This is a genomic window from Legionella fallonii LLAP-10 (assembly GCF_000953135.1).
Classification (GTDB): Bacteria; Pseudomonadota; Gammaproteobacteria; order Legionellales; family Legionellaceae; genus Legionella; species Legionella fallonii.
Genome location: NZ_LN614827.1, coordinates 4,000,109 through 4,021,493, shown reverse-complemented (window position 1 = coordinate 4,021,493; position 21,385 = coordinate 4,000,109). Strand labels below are relative to the sequence as shown.

The following is a 21,385-nucleotide window of genomic DNA, read 5'->3' as shown; positions in this document are numbered from 1 at the left end:
AACATTATTATCAATATTATTCTCTTGCCCCACTTACCCTAGAGCGGTCAGCTGTTGTTGATTATCCGTGCCTCTCTAGGGAGAGTGGCTCAAGCGGACAATCAAACTGACGGATTTTTTGTGATTAAACTTTAAACGATTTATAGGATGAGGTGGGGCATGTATACGTCCAGAAATAACTATTTACCCTATGCTATGTGGCTTTTTCCTTTATTATTTTTTGCATATCAATTTATTTTGCGCCTATGGCCGGGTTTGATGATGCAGCAAATGATGGAGCAATATTCTATCAGCAGCAGTCAGTTTGGCGTAATCGCTGCATTTTATTATTATGGCTATTCTGGTATGCAGATTCCTGTTGCCATGCTTTTAGATCGTTTTGGTGCAAAATATATAGTATTTGCTTTCGCCTTGCTTTGCGGTCTTGCTACCTTATTGTTTACCTACTCCAATAATTGGTATCTGGCATGTTTCAGTCGATTTTTAGTTGGCGCTGGTTCAGCTGTAGGATTTTTAGGCGTATCAAAAGTAGTTTCAGAATGGTTTTTTGCAAAGCAATATACCAGGATGATAGGACTTTCTTTTACTGTTGGTTTGATAGGAGCAATCTTTGGTGGCAAGCCAATCAGCTTACTTATTGAAGCGTTTGATTGGCAGCATATCGCGATAGCATTGGCACTGATCTCTATATTGATTGGTTATGGTGCTTATTGTTTTTTGCGACCCAATCAAAATAAAGAAAACAATGAGAGTAGTAATGAGTCGTTCAAAATAAAGCATTTTAAAGCATTGCTTTCTTCTCCGGCAATTTGGCTGTTAGCTTTAGCGAATCTTTTAATGGTTGGATCTTTAGAGGGGTTTAGTGATGTCTGGGGTATACCTTATTTAATGGAGGCCTACTCAATAAATAAGAGCAGTGCGGCACAGCTTATCTCTTTTGTCTTTTTTGGTATGCTTGGTGGCGGACCATTATTAGCCTTTTGTAGTAAAAAACTAGGTAATTATACAGTGATTGCTTTATGCGGTTTTGGTATGGCCGTTGCCTTTCTGGCTTTATTATCCTGTAAAAATTATCACTGGTGGTATTTGGCGAGCTTATTTTTTAGTATAGGGGTGATGTGCTGTTATCAGGTAATCGTTTTTGCTGCGGGCGCGAATCTGGTAAAAGCCCATTATTTAGGAGTTACTGTCGCTTTTCTTAATTGTATTAATATGCTTGGGGGATCTTTTTTTCATACGCTCATAGGGAAACTTATGGATATGTTTTGGACTGGATCCTTGGGCGTTGGTGGTATAAAACAATACAGCCTTGTAGCTTATCAATCTGCACTGATGCTTATTCCTGCCAGTGCCTGCTTGGGAGCATTAATTGTTTGTTTTCTTGGGGTAAGAATGAGGCAGAGACAGAACTTGGTTCTTGCCTGTTAGCAAGGCTATTCTGTCACATTATCCAGGTCATAATGCCAGCGCTTTGACTATTTTGACCCATAGCCGTCAAGCTAAGGCTACTAAATACCCCCCTTAGCTTAACGGCTATGGGGTATTTTGATCCGACCAAGGATGTTGACCACGCTGGCTGCATCAAGGGTACATTGAGCTTGGCATTCATTCAAAAATTTAATCTGACGTCGTTAACCGTTGATGAGGTATGCTTAATCCTCAGTTCGCTCAGATAACCTTTCTTTGTATTGCTCATCGCCTTGCGCTGCTCGACGTTGATTTTCATTTAGTTGATGTTCATTAAGCTGTTGCTGCCAAAATGCAGCGGCTTGTACTTTGATTTGATTGATTTTGCGTACTAATAAACCAAGATGAGTTGCAAGCATAGGTAATTTTGATGGTCCAAAGACTATTAGGGCAACGATAAATGTCAGTAATAACTCCCCGCCGCTCATGAAGGTTTATTCTCATCTTTGTTAGGACCATCAGAATGATCATCATTTAGTGCTTTGCGGAAATTTTTTATTGCCTCTCCTAGATCAGTACCTATAGTTTTTAATTTTGAGGTACCAAAAAGGGCAATAATAATGGCTAATATGAGTAATAATGATAATGGGCTGATACCACTTAATCCCATGTTAACTCCTTGCTTTACGGTTAATGAGTGCAAAAAGGCCAGCTAACGCTGCTCCCGCGAAGGTAATAAATGCTAGGTGTCTATAATTTAAGAGATGGAAATAATTAATGACTCCAATTGGCAGGAGTGATGCAAATACACCGATAGCAATACTTTTCCATTGCAGGTTTTGTGTGCGCTGTTCCAACTGACTGCTTTCTCTTATTTCTCTATTGATAATCAATTGTTCTTTTTTTAGCTGTAGTACATCAAAAGCTAATTTAGGCAAATGAGGAAGTTGCTCTGTGATGAATGGTAAATTTAATTTCAATTGCTGTAAAAAGGCTTTTACGCCAATTTGTTCCTTTATCCATTTTTCTAAAAAAGGTTTTGCTGTTGTCCATAGATCTAAGTCTGGATAAAGTTGGCGCCCTAAGCCTTCAATGGCCAGTAGAGTTTTTTGTAATAGAATAAGTTGAGGTTGTACCACCATATGAAATCTTCGCGCCACTTGGAATAAGCGTAATACCACTTGCGCAAAAGAAATATCTTTTAAGGGTTTTTCAAAAATGGGCTCACAAACAGTGCGGATAGCGCTTTCAAACTCTTCAATACGCGTATCACGGGCTACCCAACCAGATTCTACGTGTAACTGAGCAACGCGGCGGTAATCTCTATTAAAAAAGGCTAATAGGTTTTCTGCTAAATAGCGCTTATCACTGTCATTTAGCGTTCCAATGATACCAAAATCAATACAGATATATTGGGGATCATTAGGGTGCTTGTAAGAGACAAAGATATTGCCTGGATGCATATCAGCATGGAAAAAACAATCACGGAATACCTGAGTAAAAAAGATCTCGACACCGCGCTCGGCTAGTTTTTTGATATCAATATGGTGTTGTTGTAAATTATGTACATCAGAAACTGGTATACCGTGTATACGCTCCATGACCAGTATATTTTTACGTGAATAATCCCAATGTATTTCAGGAATATAGAGTAAAGGAGAGTTCATAAAGTTACGTCGAAGCTGCGTTGCATTAGCGGCTTCTCGTAATAAATCGAGTTCATCTAATAGAGTATGTTCAAATTCCGTAACTATTTCTTTAGGTTTTAATCGCCTGCCTTCTGGCCAATATCGCTCAGCGAAAGAGGCGATGGTATGCATGATACTTAAGTCTTGTTCTATAATACGACGCATATTAGGTCGGAGTATTTTAATGACGACCTCTTCGCCTGTTTTTAATGTTGCGGCATGAACTTGAGCCATAGATGCTGACGCTAAGGCAATGGGATCAAATAGTGCAAAAAAATCATGGGGGGATTGCCCATAAGCTTTTTCAAGAATTTTCATGGCCTTGTCGCTTGGAAACGGAGGTACTTTATCTTGTAATTTGCTTAATTCTATGGCGATATCATCTGGCAATATATCCGGTCTGGTGGAAAGAGCTTGGCCGAACTTGATAAATATAGGGCCTAATTCTTCTAGTGATTTTCGTAACGCTTGGCCACGAGTTAAATGTATTTTACGAAACCAGTTCCATGGATTTAAATACACAATAAAGCGAATAGGAGCAAATATTCTTAAAGATACAACGACATTATCCAAGCCATTTCTGGCAAGTATATAATTGATGTGGATGAGGCGTATTAGTTGTCTAATTGATTTCATGAGAGCTCATTAATTGATTAACATGTGCTTGTAAACGTCCAACGCTTAATGATAACTCGTCTATTTCGTTGAAAAAATCATTCAATTCATCTCGTGATGGATAAACACGCAATTCTTCTTGAATATATTCAACTATATTGAGTTGCAGGGAGTCAGCCACTTGTTTTTTGAATTCTTTACCTTTATTTACTAGAGAGCCTATTTGTTGGCCTATTCCATCACCTGTAAATTGGGGGAGATTAAGTTCATTCCATAATTTTTTAATGTGAGAACTTAAATCCTCTGTTTTATTGGTGTTCATTTCTACTTCTGAAAAAAAGGGCTCGTTACTTGCTTCTGTAATAATTTCAGTTTCCGGGTTGATAACCGGGGTCATTTTATTTTTAAAGCGGTCAAACTTCTGTTTTATCCCGTTGGACTGTATGGCCTGACGAGTTGATAACACGCTACCAAGTGTAGCAAGTAATGGCTTAAAATCATTTAAAGAGAGTTGGGGTGATTCATGAGGCAATGTCGTTTTTTTACGAAACCAACGCTTGGGATTGAGCCATTTTACAACCTGTAGGGGCGAGAATAATTTTAGCAGCAGTAAGGCGCTTTTTAACGTATATTTTGCTAGAAACGCATTAATAGAGATGACGCGGATTAATCGTTTAATGGGGTTCATTCTTATTCAGCAATTGATTTATATGAGCTTGAACTCGTTCAACGTTTAATAAGAGTTCATCTACATCGTTATAAAAGTCTTCTAATTCATCGCGTGAAGGAAATAAGCGTAGTTCTTCTTGCAGATATTCGGTGATGTTATGACGCATATTTTGGCTAAGTTGTCTTTTAAAAGCTATACCCTTACGCACTAATGAGCCGATTTGATGGGCCACTACATCACCTGTAAAATGAGCTAAATGCCCTTCCCAATCTATATCCATTTCATCAAATAATTTTTTAACTTTTTGTCCCAATTCTATGTCTCCAGACATATGGACTTTATCATTGAATAATGAGCGAGCCTTAGAAGCAGGAAGTAAACTGAGTCTTATTAAACCTATGGGGCTACTATGGATAATCGTATCAGGTTGGTTCTCGTAGCGATCTAATAGGAGCATTTTATCTTCATCAAATTGGATAAAGAAACTGACATTCAACGGGGTAATAACCATTTTAAGCACTTTACCATGCAGCGCTTTAAGCTTATCAGGCATGTGCTCATCAAGATTCATCGCTTGATTAATCGCTTTTTGTAGTGCTTTTAAGGAATATTTTTTTAACATAATCAACTCAATATTTGTAGGCAATGTGCAACGCAACAATGCCTCCACTTAAATTATGATAATGACAATCTTCAAATCCTGCTTTTTCGATCAATGTCTGTAGAGACTCTTGATCAGGATGCATCCGTATTGACTCCGCAAGATATTGATAACTGCTCGCATCTTGAGCAAATAACTTTCCCAGTTTGGGCAAAATATTAAATGAATACCAGTCATACACGGACTTTAACCCTGGAAGCGTGGGCGTTGAGAACTCTAAAATCATGAGTTTTCCACCAGGTTTACATACTCTATACATGGAGCGGAGCGCTTCTTCTTTGTCCGTCACGTTTCTAAGTCCGAATCCCATAGTAATACAATGAAACGTATTATTTGCGAAAGGCAGACATTGGGCATTTCCTTGCACAAAATTAATGTTTTTATAAAGTCCTTCATTTAATAGGCGATCGCGACCGACCTGTAGCATGGCGTCATTAATATCGGCAAGAATAACCTGGCCTGTTTCTCCCACTTTTTTAGCTAATAGTCGGGTTAGATCTCCACTGCCACCAGCCAAGTCAAGAACACACTGCCCTGGATGAACTTGACTTAGTTCAACTGTGAATCGTTTCCACACATGGTGAATTCCCATAGACATTAAATCATTCATTAGGTCATAATTTTTAGCGACAGAATGAAAGACTTCAGCTACTTTCTTTTCTTTTTCATCCCATGCGACTGATTCAAATCCAAAATGGGTGGTTTTTTCCTGGCTAGTCATAAATAATGCGTCAGCTCGATTAAATTACTCATCTTAACTGATAATTATCAAGATACCCAGTTAAAATAGCAATGGGTTTATTGCAACCTATAACTTTAAGATGCCCCTACGTGCGATTAAGTAATTAAGCTTTATTCCAAAGCCTATTAAAAATAGTGCAACGCACTGTGCTTACTTTATTCTTCGCAAAGCTGTGAACAGGCGTTAAGGTACAATTGCTCATCTGGTGGCAAATTATTTTTTTGCGTTAGCCACAAAAACTCGGCTAACTGTTCCATGAGCAAATGCTCAACAGCCAATGGGTCGCTGAGTTTTTTTACTAAATTTTTGTAGATGGCATGAATACCTTCAGGACGATCTGTGACTACTTGTTCTCTAATAGCAAGATGAAGCCCCATATGCAAAAAAGGGTTGGTTTCACCTAATTCTGGATAATAAGCATGTTCCTGAAACTTACTGCTGTTTTCAATAGTTTGATGATATTCTGGATGTGCCAATATTACTTGTACGATTTCATTTTCTAAAGGCGATAGCAGTTGCTTATGCTGATATTTTTTCCAGCTAGTGAAAAATAGTTGTCTTGTGTCTTGAACAGTGTCTCCGTAAAACATAATTCCTTTAAAGGCTATATAAAAGAGTGAGTTTAACCGATTAAAATTAGAACAACAATAGACCTTTGGTTAAACTAGCTGTAAAGAACAATTAGTTTGTTTGTAGGCGGAGAAACGGTTGGCATATTTCCACTGCAGTAGAGCTTGGAAAGAAGTTTATTCTCATTTGAGGGGACTTCCTTTGAGCTTGACTTGGTCATGCGGTTTAAGGAGCTTTTTCTGAAAAGGTAGAAAATACTTAATGTAGATGTGGTAAAAATATTGACACTGGCCGATAGTTTGTGAGATATTGTCGGTGCGAGGTTGGACTTGCTATGTGTCATTCCACTGGGTCAATTGGCGACACACTGATTGGCCCTTTCTATTATTAATATCTCAGTTATCCCAGTTATCCCAGTTATCCCAGTTATCCCAGTTATCCCAGTTATCCCAAGTTATCTGAGTTTCTCACATATTACCTAATGCCAGTTTAAGGCCAATGTATGCCATTAACAAACCACTACATAGTTCTATAGTTTGCCATACTGTGGCTTTCATTAAGACGTTGGAAAAATAGCGAGTAGTAAAAAATAAAGAACTAAACCAGAGTAGACTGGAAGTAATTACTCCGAATAGGAAAGTTATTTCTTGATCTGGAAACTGGCTACTGCCGCTGCCAATAATCACTAAAGTATCGATGATGGCATGAGGATTAAGTAAGCTAAAGCCCAATGCAAAAAGTATAATTTGCATTCTATTGTGTTGTTGATGCGCTTGCTCTGTAGTTGGTTCCTTTTTAGAAAAAGCGCTACGCAATGTTTTTACTGCGTAGTACAAGAGAAAGGCGGAGCCTAGCCAAATCATCCAGATTTGCAAAGTTGGGTGACTTAAGAGTAACTCATGTAATCCTGCGACACTAGCGCCCACTAAAATAACATCACAAATGAAGCAAATAATGGCTGATAAGGCTGCATGATTCTTTCTTGCGCCTTGCTTAATTAAAAAAATATTTTGTGGGCCTAACGCCATAATTAGGGATAGACCAAGAATTAATCCATTCAAATAAACAAACATAATGAACATTAAATAAAATGATAGGGGCGAAATAATAACATATTTTGTCTTGGAATGGTACTTGACTTCTACAAATAGAGCGCAAATTACTCAGTTCTGTCGAAGGGGAATCAATCACAAGCAATAAATATTGGAGATGGATATAATCTGAGTTTTCTCTTTGTCATCTAAAGCCTGCGTAGGTCGACCAATTGATTGTCCGACCTACAACCATAATACTCAAGATGCAATGAGAGGAGCCTTTAATTCACATCAACATAAACTTGCCCATTTTCCACCTTTGTTGGGTAAATTTTTAGCTTTTTTTCTTTAGAAATTTTACCAAGCAATGTTCCTAAGGCAGGTGGCCATGGCGACCAACATACACTTTCACCACTGTTCAAATCAAATTCACTCCGGTGAAAAGGGCATATTATTGAATTGTTTTCAGTAATTTTTCCCTTGGTTAGAGGTAACTTTAAGTGGGGGCATTGAGATTCAATTGCGTGAATTTGTTCCTTGTGCCAGATAAGCAATATTTTTTTTCCGTCAATCTGAGTTAAAAACCGATTTTCTTGTTGTAATTGTGTTAATTCGACTGCAGGTTTAAATGCCATAATTAGCTCCCTCAAATTAAATAGATCTCTTTCCAAACACTATTGCGGAAAGAAATTGTTTCGTCGAGACGATGCTCGAACTCCAATGTCACTGTCGTGCACATTCCGGTTATGCATTCCACCTGCGTACATCCTCCATTACCGCAAATTTGGAAAGCGCGTTAATAAAAAAATTGCAGTATAGCAAGGAGTAATTTAATTTATTAGAAATAATTTATCGGTATATAGAAATGTCCAGGGAACCAAAATTACTATATAGTATTATTTTGAAAAGTCTTACATTTTAAATCTGAATAACATTGCAACTTATCCATTGTGGAGTATAAAATGCGTCAATTATTCTGTCTCCTCAAGAGAAAAGTACAAAATAAGAACAAATAGGAGGGAGCGTGGGCTCTTTGTTTAGACGAAAATTGATTGTTACTGCCGTTTTGGCAATGTTAAGTGTTACGAGTCAATCGTTACAAGCTGAAAACGTGAGTACTACGCCCATAAAATCGGCCGCAGATTCAGATTATCCCCAATATCCATCCGCTACTCCAGTACAAGGCATGTCAGCAGAGTTAGTTCAGCGTGGAGAATATCTGGCTAAAATGGGTGATTGTATTGCCTGCCATACTGACATGAAAGCAGGCACTCCTGCTTATGCAGGAGGATTACCTATAGAAACACCTTTTGGAACTTTCTATAGCCCCAATATTACCCCTGATAAAGAAACAGGAATAGGAAACTGGACAGAGCAAGATTTTATTAAAGCCCTAAAGGACGGCAAAGATCCTAAGGGAAGAAATTATTTTCCAGTGTTTCCCTATATTTATTTTTCTAAAATAACCGATGATGATGCTCGCGCTTTATACGCTTATTTTATGAGCATTCCTCCCGTTAATTTAAAGAATAAATCGTTACCATTTCCCTTTAATGTACCTGGAGCTCGTTCTACTCTAGTAGGATGGAATGTTCTATTCTTCTATCCTGATAAAGAAGAAATACAATATGAGAAAAATCAATCTCCTGAATGGAATCGAGGAAAGTACATCGTTGATGGCTTAGGACACTGCAGTATGTGCCATACCCCATTAAACGTATTTGGTGGGCCAAAAACCAGATATTATTTGACTGGTACTTTTATCGATGGATATTGGGCTCCCAACATTACTAAATATGGATTGGAACCTGCGTCTGTTGATGAAATCACTAAGGTATTCAGAGATAATGAGTTACTCAATGGTGCTGGGCCTGTAGCAGGACCTATGGCTGAAGTGAACCATGATAGCTTAAAATACCTAACTGATGCGGATATGCGGGCTATTGCGACTTATATTAAAACGGTTACAACTCCAGACCCTTTAACCTTAGCGCCGTCTAATGCTAAGCCTTCATTATCACGAGGCAAACAAGTGTATGATCAAGTTTGTTTGATTTGTCACCAGAATGGGGATATGAGTGCCCCACTTATTGGCGATCCATCTAACTGGTACATGCGACTTAAAAGTAGTGGACTAACTGGTTTATATCGTCATGTGATCCATGGGTTTAATTCTATGCCAATCAGAGGTGCTTGCGTTACCTGCTCTGATAACGACATTATTTCTGCGGTAGATTACATTCTTAATAAGTCGTTGACTCGCTCTCAATGGAGAGATTTGTCAGCTGGAGGGGCAGCAAAATATCCTGCTAGTGGCATTAATGTTTACAATGAAAATTGTGCAGGTTGTCATAATGAAGGTAAATCTGGTGCACCTAAACTTGGTGATAAAGAGGTATGGAAGCCTTTAATTGCCAAAAATATGGATGTTCTTATAGAGACGGTCATCAAAGGAAAAGAACATCCAAAAAATGGAGGCTGTGACAAGTGCACTTCGGGTGAGGTAATTGCAGCAATCAAATATATGGTGAATCAGTCTAAAACCGAGGGTAATTACTCCTTGTGGTAGGAAAGAGTTAATTAAACAACTAAACAAATCGATTAAATAAGAGTCAATTACATTGGCCATTTTCAAAGAGAAGAGGGATTGGGATGTTAAACAGGTTAACGATCTGTAAATTAGTGGTAATCCTTTGTGCCTTATTTCCTGCAGAATCAGTGCTAGCTGCTGCGGACAACTGGCAGTTAAATATGTACAAAGGGGTAACTCCTTTAAGTAAAGATATGTATTATCTGCATATGGTAGGCATGGTTGTATGTGCCGTTATTGGTGTTGTTGTCTTTGGAGTGATGATTTACTCCTTGATTCACCATAGAAAATCAAAAGGATATAAGCCCGCAACCTTTCATGATAATCCACGTCTAGAAGTTATATGGTCTATTATTCCATTTTTAATCCTTGTCGGCCTGGCTGTTCCTGCAACTCGAGTTCTCATTCGTATGGATGACAGCAGACAATCTGATGTTACTGTTAAAGTAGTTGGTCACCAATGGCGATGGCAGTACCAATATTTAGATCAAGGGATTAGTTATTTTAGCAATATATCAACCCCCAATGAGCAAATTCAAAATAAACAAGCAAAAGGAGAATGGTATTTGCTTGAAGTCGATAAACCTTTGGTTTTGCCAGTTAATAAGAAAATCCGTTTCTTAGTGACTTCTAACGACGTGATTCATTCTTGGTGGGTTCCAGAGCTAGGAATTAAACGTGATGCCATTCCTGGGTTTATGTATGAAGCATGGGCTACAATTGATCAGCCTGGAACATACCGAGGGCAATGTGCTGAACTGTGTGGTATTAACCATGGTTTCATGCCTATAGTGGTTGAGGCTGTAAGTCAGGAAAAATTCGATCAATGGGTTGCTGAGCAAACTAAGGTAGATGAACAAACTTTAAAAACAGAAGCCAAGCCATCGACTCAAAAGACAATGACTTACTCTGAATTAATGACCTTAGGAAAACAAAAATATGAGCAGATGTGTGCTGCATGTCATGGAGCTAATGGTTTAGGTTTACCGCCCATGTATCCTGCTCTTAAAGGCAGTTCAGTTGCAGTGGGTAAACCCATTTCACGCCATATAGATTTGATCCTTAATGGTATTCCAGGCTCAGCAATGCAACCCTATAAAGATCAGTTAACTGATGAAGAAATCGCAGCGATTACCACTTATGAGCGTAACGCGTGGAATAATAATACAGAAGATCAAATTCAACCTGAACAGGTTGCTGCATTAAGAGAAACTAATAATCAACAACCTACCATGGTTAATAAAGCTCAAGCTGGAGGTATGCGATGAGTCACGCATTGACACACACAGAAGAATCCCACGAGGATCATGGCCCTGAGCAAGGTAAGGGATTCATGGGATTTGCAAAACGTTGGCTATTTACAACAAACCATAAGGATATAGGAAGTCTTTATTTATGGTTAGCGATGATCAGTTTCTTTGTAGCTGGAGCCATGGCTCTCGTTATCAGAGCAGAGTTATTTCAGCCTGGTCACCGATTTGTGGACCCCAATTTCTTTAACCAGATGACTACTCTACATGGGTTAGTGATGCTCTTCGGGGTGGTTATGCCTGCATTTACGGGTATGGCAAACTGGCAAATACCGATGATGATTGGCGCTCCAGATATGGCTTTGCCACGATTAAATAATTGGAGTTTTTGGATTCTACCTTTCGCGTTTTGTTTACTGTTTTCAACTATGTTTCATGCTGGGGGTGGTCCTAACTTTGGTTGGACTATGTATGCGCCATTATCGACAACCTATGCTCCACCTAGCACCGACTTTATGATTTTCTCCATCCATATGATGGGACTCTCATCTATTATGGGCTCTATTAACATTATTGCTACTATTTTGAATTTACGAGCTCCAGGAATGACCTTAATGAAGATGCCAATGTTTGCATGGACTTGGTTAATTACTGCATTCTTACTGATAGCTATTATGCCGGTACTCGCTGGGGCAGTGACCATGATGTTAGCCGATAGACATTTTGGTACTAGCTTCTTTAGTGCTGCTGGTGGCGGTGATCCTATACTATTCCAACATATATTCTGGTTTTTCGGCCATCCAGAAGTTTATGTATTAGTTCTGCCTGCTTTTGGTGTAATTTCAGAAATTATTCCTACGTTTAGCCGTAAACCATTGTTTGGTTATCACTTTATGGTTTATGCGACTGTGAGTATTGCTGTTCTGTCATTTATTGTGTGGGTTCATCACATGTTTACAACGGGAGTGCCATTAGGGGCTGAGTTGTTTTTCATGTATACCACAATGCTCATTGCTGTACCTACAGGAATTAAAGTATTCAACTGGGTCAGTACCATGTTCAAGGGGGCAATGACCTTTGAAACACCGATGTTGTTTGCCATAGCGTTCGTGTTTTTATTTACAATCGGCGGGTTTACAGGTTTGATGCTTGCTCTTGTTCCTGCAGATTACCAATATCAGGATAGCTATTTTGTGGTAGCGCATTTCCATTATGTTTTGGTTCCTGGTGTTATTTTCTCGTTGCAAGCGGCCACCTATTATTGGTTGCCAAAATGGACTGGACATATGTATAGCGAAGCCCTTGGTAAATGGCACTTCTGGCTTTCTGTTATATCAGTAAATTTAACGTTCTTCCCTATGCACTTTTTGGGGCTCGCTGGGATGCCAAGAAGAATCCCGGACTACGCGTTACAATTTACCAATTTTAATATGATAGTAACTGTCGGCGCCTTTATTTTTGGTTTCTCACAACTTTTATTCCTATATAACATTGTTGCTACAGTGAGAAAAAGAGGAACAGATAAAGATGTTGCAACGGATAGAGTTTGGGAAGGCTCTCATGGTTTAGAGTGGACTTTGCCGTCTCCACCTCCTTACCATACGTTTACAACGCCGCCTGTTATCGATTAAAGGCGAAAATTAATGAGCGAGGAAAAAAAACAGAGAAAACTGTTACTTATATTGTCACTTGTTGTATTAGGAATGTTTGCTTTTGGGTTTGCTTTAGTTCCCATCTATAACAGCTTATGTAAAAGTTTAGGTATAAATGGTAAAACTAATCCTGAAGCGATTGCTTATGATGTAACTAAGGCAACTATTGCGACAAATAGAGAGGTTTTAGTTGAGTTTGTAGCTACTAACAATAGCGGTGTTCCCTGGGCGTTTTATCCTAAAACGAAGAAAATTAAGGTGCACCCAGGTGAAATTGTTAAATTGGCTTTTTATGCCGAAAATAAAACAAATCATCAAATGACCGTGCAAGCAATTCCCAGTGTTACTCCGGGAATTGCGGCTAAGTATTTGAAAAAAACCGAGTGCTTTTGCTTTACTCAGCAGACACTGAATGGGCATGAAGCAATGGATATGCCGTTATTATTTCACTTAGATACGGACTTGCCTGAGAATGTTAAGACAGTTACTTTGTCTTATACTTTATTCGATGTGACTAATAGAGCAATCAATTAAATAAACAGCGCAAGTTAAATGTATTATTGACACAGGAGATTAAAACACAATGGGAGCGCAAGGTACTTATTATGTCCCCAAGCCCAGTCATTGGCCTTTGGTTGGATCAATTGGATTAACCACGACGTTAGTAGGGGCTGCTTCTTGGCTACATGTTGACTGGTACGGACCATATATTTTTGCCCTGGGTCTTTGTATCCTTGTTGGTATGATGTTTGGATGGTTTGGCCAAGTTATTTATGAAAATGGCAAGGGGATATATGATCTGCAAGTCGATAGATCCTTTCGCTGGGGTATGTGCTGGTTCATCTTCTCTGAAGTTTGTTTTTTTGGTGCTTTTTTCGGCGCTTTATTTTTCACCAGATTTTGGTCGGTTCCCCTTCTGGGAGGGGAAATACACCCAATGACCCATATTACCTTGTGGTCTGATTTTAAAGCCGTCTGGCCTTTATTAGCTAACCCTAATAATCAGATTTTTTCAGGGGCAACTGAGGCAATGGGCGCATGGGGGTTGGCTGCTCTCAACACTTTAATTTTGTTAACTTCGGGCGTCACTATAACCTGGGCGCATTGGGCCTTGAAATTAAATAAACGTACTCAATTGCTAGTGGGAATGGCTTTAACTATTGCATTGGGTATATTGTTCTTATGCTGTCAGGCTTATGAGTATCATGAAGCTTATAATGAGTTGAACCTAACCCTAGCTTCAGGTATTTATGGCACAACCTTTTTTATGTTGACCGGATTTCACGGCTTGCACGTGACGATTGGAACTATAATGCTGATTGTCATCTTGATTCGTTGCAAAAAAGGACATTTTACTCCAGAACGTCATTTTGCTTTTGAGGGTGTTGCGTGGTATTGGCATTTTGTGGACGTTGTTTGGTTGTTCTTATTTTTATTTGTTTATTGGTTATAATTTCATTTCGCTTTTATTACAACCGGGTATTAATAATTAATCCCGGTTGAAACTGAATCGCCTCAATGCTCAGCTTATAGGTAAAACAGAACTGAGCGAATTTTATTTCATTAATGGTTGCGTTTCCCCGAAAATATTTGGCAAAGAATAATACATGACTCTCCTTTTCCATATATTCGGAACTAGTTAATTCTAATTCTGTATCGGATAAACTTATCATTTGGCAATCGTACTTTTCCTCGCCAATTTTGATAGTTACAAATACAGGCTGAACAGGTTGAATTAACACCATGGCCTCCACCAGCTAATTATCAACATGCAAATAGCATTAGTTGCACTTATAGAAGATCCTTGTTGGTGAAATATCTTTGATTGTCCATAATCAATTATTGCAATAATAATTAGATAAAAAACACTCTATATAACTAATTTTAGCTCAAGGAAATTAAAAAGTTTTATCTGTGATTATTTTTTAGTTTTAATCATATGTTTCAAAATATTTAAAATTATTAGTAGGGTTCCCTAGCCTTCACTGCAATTAAGCGGACGTGAGTTTCGGAGAGGAACGTGGGGCAAAGTAGCCTGGGCAGCGAGAACGTGACCCAGGAAAAATGTGGCAGCAAAAAGCAGGATAAATAGGTATTAGAATATCTTTACATACCTAAATAAGGTGCAATAAAGTCAATCTTGCTTCTGGGTTACGCTCTCGCTGTCCAGGTTACCAACTGGATTTTCCGGATTACGGTTGCGCCTAATCCGGGCTACAACTCGTATCCGCAACGGACGTTCTCGCTATTAATTTTTAGGGGTAAAAGCCTCTTGATTTAGCAAACCTTGATCGTCTTCATCATTACCTAGAATTTGTTTCTGGGTCGCCTCTAATGCTGTTGTTCCGGCAGTCTTGTCTAGAGCAAAGAACGTGTTTTTGAATCCTTGGCGATGCTCGGCGTTGAGTACACCTTGGCCGACAATGACACCAAGTGCCATGCCTATAGCTGCAAACAAACCAACTACCGCTTTTATAACAACTTCAGCCACTCTATATAACCAGCCATGGCCCATAACTTTATCTGCTTCCACAAAATGATTTCTACAGCTCATACGAAAATCGGCGATGTGAGTCTTTATCTCTTCTTTACTGGAACCAGGAGTTATGTTTTGGAAAAAAGTTGCTTGTGCATTCATTAATGTATCGTATAGTTGTTTGCCTTTTTGAGCGGAAACAGAATCGCTTGTTGCTAGACTCTTCATCTTATCGGAAAACTCATCAAGACTTTTAATAAAATCACTCTGAATCTTTATCTTTCCATCATTAAATTGTTGGAGTTTTACCGCTTGAAATTCTAAATACTTTTGATAAATATCTTGATTTTTCAATGTAATACTGGCATCGCTAGTTTGATCAGGGACGTCTAAGTCTAAGCCTATAACGTTTTCACTATTAATAAAATGTTGGGGTAAGACGGCCTTAAACTGTTTTACAAATAGAGCTGCTTGCGTAGCCGGCATTTTAATAATTATTGGTTGAAAAGGAGATGGCGAGTCATTACCTGTAGTGTGTACTTTATCCAATGGGGGAACACTAGAATGGTGCGTTGTTATTGGTGTAGTATTTGTTGTATTTTGCTGTATAGGAACCTCTTTTTTCTTCGCAATGGGAGTATCGACAACTAGAGGTATGTTGGTATTAGTTTGTGTTCCGTGTGATGGAGCAACGCTAGAATGATGCCTCGCACCAGATGTCGTGTCAGTTGTTTTTTGTCCCTGTTGTGTCTTAAGGGCTTCTTGCTCCTTCGTCCACAGTTCATAAAATACGGCAATGGCTTGATGAGCGTCTCTATTCTTAATAGTTATTTCTGATATGCCACTTTTGGATGCTGTTCTTAACTCTACACCTGTGATTCGTCCATTTTGAACAAGTCCAGGCGGCAGATTGGCTTCAATTTTTACTCTATCGAGGAATGAAGCTGCTTGTTTGGCCGGTATTTTAATAACTACAGGCTGAAAAATGGGTTCATCAATCACTGGGGGCACCACATGATCCGCTTGGGATGAGCTGGAATGTTGCGTTGTTCCACTGATAGTATTCGTTGGGTCTTGTGCTTGTTGCTTCTCATGCTTGAACCCTCTGGTAATAAAATCGTAAATTTCTTTATTTCTAAAGGTTATACGAGCGTCAGTTTTACCGGGGTGGGGCATTTCGAGCTCTACTCCCACTATCCCTATAGGGCTTTGATCAAGGAATTGTGGTGGCAAGTTAGACTTCACCTGCTGTAGATATACAGTCGCATGCTGCGGAAGTATCTCAATTGCGGCTACTATTGGCTTAGAGGGAAACGGGGCAACATTGTGATGAGTTGTTGACGCATTATTAGCTACGCCTTGCGCCTTTTGTGTCTGCAAGCCTTGTTGTGCTATCCAGTTTTGATAAAACGGAATCAAAGCATCACGAACTTTGCTATTCGTAGTTGTTATATGTGATACCGTATAAGGAGCTGGTGTAGTTAACTGCAAACCGACGATTTTTCCACCTATAATGAGATCGCTTGCTAAGGTCGCTTGAAATTGCTTTAAAAGCTCAACGGCTTGCTCCTTGGCTATTGTAAAAACTGTGGGTGGGGTATGATGCATAGGAATCGTAGGTGGGGTAATACGCGTTGTATCTGGAGTAAAATCAGGTTTAATTTGCCGACTGTAGGCATCTTGAATAACATCAACAGTATCGACTCGATATATTAAACCTTCTATTACTAAAGTAGGTGTTGCAATAGATTGTAGAATCTGAGGATTGGGGTTGGCTCTCATGTCGCTTTGTGAAATATTTAAATCACCCAAACATATTCCATCAAAGTTGTTAATATATGTTGCAGTGCCTTGTTGATTTTTAAAGTCCCCATGAATATTGGCAACGGGTATTATGTGTCCACTAGATACAGCGGTAACATTATATACGCCTGCCCGATTATTCAAGCCAGCTTTTGCTCCTCCAGTGATTTTAAACTGATTTGGATTAGATAGAATCGTGGTACCAAAAGCATGAGGCTTAGTTTTTAACCAATGACTGGTTAATGTCTGTACATCAATTAAGTTAGATGCTCCCGTTAGCCGGGTCAATTCATCTCTCAAATAATTAAAATTAGCTGTACCAGGGGCAGGAACTTCTTGTAATGCAAGCAACCCAACTCCTTGTTGAAACATTTGAACGATATATTGAGCCATCTCTTCCATTTGGACTTTGCCATTAATTGGCAACGTAGTAACACCGCCTATTTGTACCGGCGGAGCCAGGGGAGAGCCTGGGTGAAGCATATTGAGAGTAGCAACTGTTCCCCATAAGGTATTTTGAATAATCGGTGGATGGTCGCTTATGGGCCTTGTTACTTGTCTTGCTCCATGCTGGAAACGCATGTTTGGTACGCTTAAACCAAGGGTCTCTAAAGGAATATGTGGCATTACCAGGCTCCGTCCAAAAGTGAAAGGACTTTAAATTGTTGTTCTTATATTTTACACCATTGCCATTACGTGATCAATGAGAATGAAATTTATAATTAGACAGAGGTATTAACCGCAATATTTTGCTTCAAACACATGGAAACGGTATGCTTATTTTTCTCGTATTTACCCAGTCTCAATTGGAGTGCTCAGGATGATTATTTCTTCCCCTTTGGATTACCGTCTTGCCGCACAGCGCAAATTACCCCGCTTTTTATTCGATTATATAGACGGAGGGGCTTATGCAGAACATACCTTAAAGGCTAATTCTGCAGATTTGGAACGGATTGTCTTACGACAGCGTATTTTAAAAAATGTAGAGCATTTAAGTATGGAAACTGAATTATTCGGTCAAAAATTAGCACTGCCCGTGATAATAAGCCCTGTAGGGATTACTGGGATGTATGCTCGACGAGGAGAGGTGCAGGCGGCAAAAGCTGCAGAAAAAACAGGTATTCCTTTTACTTTATCTACGGTATCTATTTGCTCTATAGAAGAGGTCGCCGCACAGAGCAAACAACCGTTATGGTTTCAACTTTATGTGCTCAAAGATCGTGGCTTTATGAGAAACGTGCTTGAACGTGCGCGGGACGCAGGAATACAACATCTTGTTTTTACAGTTGATATGCCTATGCCTGGAGCTCGATATAGAGATGCACATTCTGGTATGTCAGGTTCTTTTTCCTCACCGCGGCGTTTATTACAGGCTGTAATGAAACCCTCATGGGCTTTGAATGTCGGGTTGTTAGGACGTCCTTTTGAGCTAGGGAATGTATCAAAATATTTAGGAAAATCTGTCGACCTGCAAGATTATATTGGTTTTTTAGAGAAAAATTTTGATCCCTCGATTAGCTGGCGCGATCTGGAATGGATACGTGATTTTTGGCAGGGTTCTTTGATTATAAAAGGTATTTTAGATCCTGAGGATGCAAAAGATGCTGTTAAGTTTGGCGCTGATGGGATAGTGGTTTCTAATCATGGGGGGCGCCAATTGGATGGTGTCTTGTCTACTGCAAAAGCCTTACCAGCTATAGCCGATGCTGTTGGTAACAGTCTTAGTGTTCTTGTTGATTCTGGAGTGCGTTCAGGATTGGATGTGGTACGTATGTTGGCTTTAGGGGCCAAAGCAGTACTACTAGGTCGATCTGTTGTTTATGCTTTGGCTGCTAGGGGGCAAGCCGGTGTTGAGCATTTGTTGGATATTTTTGCTAAGGAAATACGCATTGCTATGACTTTGACTGGTGTGACTAACGTGGCACAAATTAGTCGTTCCAATCTCGTTTACTAAGGAGGGATCATTTCCTTAGAGACGGCTCCATCTTAATCTTAAAGCATTAGCTATGACTGACACAGAACTGATAGACATGGCGGCCGCAGAGATAATTGGACTAAGCAACACGCCAAAAATAGGGTAAAGAACTCCGGCTGCTATGGGTATTCCTAGAATATTATAGATAAAAGCAAAGAATAGATTTTGCCTAATGTTACGCATGGTTGCGGTTGATAGGCGTCTGGCTTTGACAATGCCAGTTAAATCACCATGGAGTAGTGTAATACCCGCACTTTCGATGGCCACATCTGTCCCTGTACCCATAGCAATGCCAATATCTGCCTTTGCTAAGGCGGGGGCATCATTAATTCCATCCCCTGCCATGGCCACTATTTGGCCTTTATTTTTTAACTCACTCACCACACGACTTTTATCTGAAGGCAAGACCTCGGCAATGACGTTCTTTATGCCTAGTTTTTGGCCTACAATTTCCGCTGTTTTTTTATGATCTCCGGTTAGCATAATGACTTCTATCCCCTCAGCTTGTAGATGGTGAATCGCTTCGGCCGTATCGCTTTTTATAGGATCTTCTACTACTAAGAGCGCCGCAATTTTGTTGTCTAGAGAAAGAAACATGACACTTGCTCCTTCAGCACGAAGGGTATCAGCCTGGGAAGATAGTGCTTCATTGCTTGCCTGTAATTCTTCCATTAGTAAATTATTACCTATAGCAATTTGGTAACCATTGACTATACCTATTACTCCTTTTCCTGTAGGGGCGTCGAACTGAGTTACCTTGGCCAGAGGAATGTTTTTTTCTTTTGCGGCTACAATAATCGCTTGGGCTAAAGGATGTTCACTTTGATGTTCAAGGGAAGCGGCTAAAGTTAAGATTTCATATTCGCTATATTCTTCTGTATTGATAATCCGCGTTAATTGAGGATGACCCTCAGTGAGTGTTCCTGTTTTATCTACGATGAGTGTAGTGACTTTTTCCATATTTTCTAATGCTTCGGCGTTTTTAATGAGCACTCCATTTTTTGCTCCTTGCCCCACCCCGACCATAATGGACATAGGGGTAGCTAAACCCAATGCACAAGGACAGGCAATGATAAGAACAGACACTGCAGCGATAAGACCATAACTTAATGAGGGTTGTGGGCCATAAATAGCCCATGCAATAAACGACAACAGAGCGATAAGGAGTACTACGGGCACGAACCAACCCGCAACCTTATCTGCTAAGCGTTGAATGGGAGCCCGACTTCGTTGCGCTTCACTAACCATTTGTATAATACGGGCAAGCATAGTCTCACTGCCTATATGTTGTGCTTGCATGATAAAACTACCGGTCTGGTTGATAGTGGCTCCGATCACTTGTGTTCCCGTTTTTTTAGTGACAGGCATAGATTCCCCGGTGATCATTGATTCATCTATGGTGCTATTACCCTCTGTGATGACTCCATCTACAGGTATTTTTTCTCCTGGGCGTACACGTAACCGATCTCCTTCTTTGATTTCATCAAGCGTTATTTCCTCTTCAGTATTGTCGTCTTTAATGCGGTGAGCATTTTCCGGAGCTAATTTGAGTAACGCGCGAATTGCTCCTCCAGTTTGCTCTCGGGCCTTTAGCTCAAGTACCTGTCCCAGTAACACTAAGGTGGTAATGACCGCAGCGGCCTCGAAATACACGGCAACTGTACCGCCACTGCTACGAAAGGCTGCTGGAAATAGTGAAGGAAATAGGGTGGCGACCATGCTATATCCCCATGCTACACCAATGCCTATTGCTATTAATGTAAACATATTGAGGTGACGTGTTTTAAGTGATTGCAGTCCTCTTTCAAAGAACGACCAACCACCCCAAAGAACTACTGGAGTTGCTAGAGCCAATTGCACCCAAGTAGATGCTTTGGTTGATAGCATTTGTATTTCCCAATGGTCGCTCATTTCCATGACGAATAGGGGCAAGGTCAGAATTAAAGCAAACCAAAAGCGTCGACGCATAGTTCCATATTCTTGATTTGGTGCTTCATCTATAGAGGTCGTCATGGGGGCTAAGGCCATACCACAGATAGGGCAATTTCCAGGAGCAGATCGTGTAATTTCTGGATGCATAGGACAAGTATATAGAGCTCCTTCGATAGGAGGGGTATTTATTTTTTTATGAAGCCCATGATGTTGGTGATGATCACATGCAGATTGTTGCGTTTTTGGGATATGTTTTGCATGATCGCGATGCTCCATAGATCCATCCCTTCAAATTGAGAACTTTCATCCATTTTTAAAAT

19 protein-coding genes are annotated in these 21,385 nt (G+C 39.7%); 7 read left to right on the top strand and 12 right to left on the bottom strand.

The annotated features are described in order from the left end of the window. Positions 1 to 147: 147 nt before the first annotated feature. Positions 148 to 1,428, top strand: a complete 1,281-nt coding sequence (locus LFA_RS16770) for an MFS transporter (protein WP_045097186.1) — start codon at positions 148 to 150, stop codon at positions 1,426 to 1,428. A gap of 224 nt (positions 1,429 to 1,652) precedes the next feature. Here LFA_RS16770 and LFA_RS16765 read toward each other — a convergent pair whose 3' ends face one another. From LFA_RS16765 to LFA_RS16725, 9 genes are all read right to left on the bottom strand, one after another. Then, on the bottom strand, positions 1,653 to 1,895 hold the full coding sequence (locus tag LFA_RS16765; RefSeq protein WP_045097185.1) for a Sec-independent protein translocase subunit TatA/TatB: 243 nt from the start codon (positions 1,893 to 1,895) through the stop codon (positions 1,653 to 1,655). Next, complete coding sequence (tatA, locus tag LFA_RS16760; protein WP_045097184.1) at positions 1,892 to 2,077, bottom strand: twin-arginine translocase TatA/TatE family subunit; 186 nt, start codon at positions 2,075 to 2,077, stop codon at positions 1,892 to 1,894. The genes LFA_RS16765 and tatA overlap by 4 nt, the downstream gene beginning before the upstream one ends. 1 nt (position 2,078) lies before the next feature. Continuing rightward, the gene (ubiB, locus tag LFA_RS16755; protein ID WP_045097183.1) at positions 2,079 to 3,731 is read right to left on the bottom strand and encodes a ubiquinone biosynthesis regulatory protein kinase UbiB; all 1,653 of its coding nucleotides are present in this window, start codon (positions 3,729 to 3,731) and stop codon (positions 2,079 to 2,081) included. After that, a complete protein-coding gene (locus tag LFA_RS19050; protein ID WP_052674025.1) occupies positions 3,718 to 4,398 on the bottom strand; it encodes a hypothetical protein in 681 nt (226 codons plus the stop codon). Before LFA_RS19050 ends, ubiB begins: the two co-directional genes overlap by 14 nt. Next, positions 4,385 to 5,002 (bottom strand): ubiquinone biosynthesis accessory factor UbiJ, encoded by a 618-nt coding sequence (locus tag LFA_RS16745; protein WP_045097182.1) that lies wholly within the window; start codon positions 5,000 to 5,002, stop codon positions 4,385 to 4,387. Before LFA_RS16745 ends, LFA_RS19050 begins: the two co-directional genes overlap by 14 nt. A gap of 7 nt (positions 5,003 to 5,009) precedes the next feature. After that, a complete protein-coding gene (ubiE, locus tag LFA_RS16740) occupies positions 5,010 to 5,762 on the bottom strand; it encodes a bifunctional demethylmenaquinone methyltransferase/2-methoxy-6-polyprenyl-1,4-benzoquinol methylase UbiE (protein WP_045097181.1) in 753 nt (250 codons plus the stop codon). Between the two features lie 176 nt (positions 5,763 to 5,938). Beyond that, a complete protein-coding gene (locus LFA_RS16735) occupies positions 5,939 to 6,373 on the bottom strand; it encodes a DUF1841 family protein (protein ID WP_045097180.1) in 435 nt (144 codons plus the stop codon). 447 nt (positions 6,374 to 6,820) lie between these two features. Further along, positions 6,821 to 7,426: a LysE/ArgO family amino acid transporter gene (locus tag LFA_RS16730; RefSeq protein WP_045097179.1), complete on the bottom strand. Its 606-nt coding sequence runs from the start codon at positions 7,424 to 7,426 to the stop codon at positions 6,821 to 6,823. A gap of 242 nt (positions 7,427 to 7,668) precedes the next feature. After that, positions 7,669 to 8,022 carry a Rieske (2Fe-2S) protein gene (locus LFA_RS16725; protein WP_045097178.1) on the bottom strand — a complete coding sequence of 118 codons (354 nt, stop codon included), beginning with the start codon at positions 8,020 to 8,022 and terminating at the stop codon, positions 7,669 to 7,671. 389 nt (positions 8,023 to 8,411) lie between these two features. Here LFA_RS16725 and LFA_RS16720 point away from each other — a divergent pair, with 389 nt between their 5' ends. The 5 genes from LFA_RS16720 to LFA_RS16700 all read left to right on the top strand — a co-directional run bounded on the left by LFA_RS16720 (position 8,412) and on the right by LFA_RS16700 (position 14,332). Beyond that, positions 8,412 to 9,956 (top strand): c-type cytochrome, encoded by a 1,545-nt coding sequence (locus tag LFA_RS16720; protein ID WP_045097177.1) that lies wholly within the window; start codon positions 8,412 to 8,414, stop codon positions 9,954 to 9,956. An 83-nt stretch (positions 9,957 to 10,039) separates the two neighbouring features. Next, positions 10,040 to 11,245: a cytochrome c oxidase subunit II gene (gene coxB / locus LFA_RS16715; RefSeq protein ID WP_045097176.1), complete on the top strand. Its 1,206-nt coding sequence runs from the start codon at positions 10,040 to 10,042 to the stop codon at positions 11,243 to 11,245. Continuing rightward, entirely contained in the window at positions 11,242 to 12,858 is a 1,617-nt protein-coding gene (ctaD, locus tag LFA_RS16710; protein WP_045097175.1) for a cytochrome c oxidase subunit I, read from the top strand. The genes coxB and ctaD overlap by 4 nt, the downstream gene beginning before the upstream one ends. Before the next feature lie 12 nt (positions 12,859 to 12,870). After that, positions 12,871 to 13,413 (top strand): cytochrome c oxidase assembly protein, encoded by a 543-nt coding sequence (locus LFA_RS16705; RefSeq protein WP_045097174.1) that lies wholly within the window; start codon positions 12,871 to 12,873, stop codon positions 13,411 to 13,413. A gap of 49 nt (positions 13,414 to 13,462) precedes the next feature. Beyond that, positions 13,463 to 14,332 (top strand): cytochrome c oxidase subunit 3, encoded by an 870-nt coding sequence (locus tag LFA_RS16700; RefSeq protein ID WP_045097173.1) that lies wholly within the window; start codon positions 13,463 to 13,465, stop codon positions 14,330 to 14,332. A gap of 16 nt (positions 14,333 to 14,348) precedes the next feature. Here the strand turns inward: LFA_RS16700 and LFA_RS16695 are convergent, their stop codons facing one another. After that, positions 14,349 to 14,621 carry a hypothetical protein gene (locus LFA_RS16695; protein WP_045097172.1) on the bottom strand — a complete coding sequence of 91 codons (273 nt, stop codon included), beginning with the start codon at positions 14,619 to 14,621 and terminating at the stop codon, positions 14,349 to 14,351. A gap of 506 nt (positions 14,622 to 15,127) precedes the next feature. Next, the gene (locus tag LFA_RS16690) at positions 15,128 to 17,785 is read right to left on the bottom strand and encodes a hypothetical protein (RefSeq protein WP_045097171.1); all 2,658 of its coding nucleotides are present in this window, start codon (positions 17,783 to 17,785) and stop codon (positions 15,128 to 15,130) included. 193 nt (positions 17,786 to 17,978) lie between these two features. Between LFA_RS16690 and lldD the strand changes: the two genes are divergently transcribed. Beyond that, complete coding sequence (gene lldD / locus LFA_RS16685) at positions 17,979 to 19,112, top strand: FMN-dependent L-lactate dehydrogenase LldD (protein WP_045097170.1); 1,134 nt, start codon at positions 17,979 to 17,981, stop codon at positions 19,110 to 19,112. A 15-nt stretch (positions 19,113 to 19,127) separates the two neighbouring features. Here lldD and LFA_RS16680 read toward each other — a convergent pair whose 3' ends face one another. Continuing rightward, the gene (locus LFA_RS16680) at positions 19,128 to 21,341 is read right to left on the bottom strand and encodes a copper-transporting P-type ATPase (RefSeq protein WP_045097169.1); all 2,214 of its coding nucleotides are present in this window, start codon (positions 21,339 to 21,341) and stop codon (positions 19,128 to 19,130) included. Between the last annotated feature and the right edge of the window lie 44 nt (positions 21,342 to 21,385).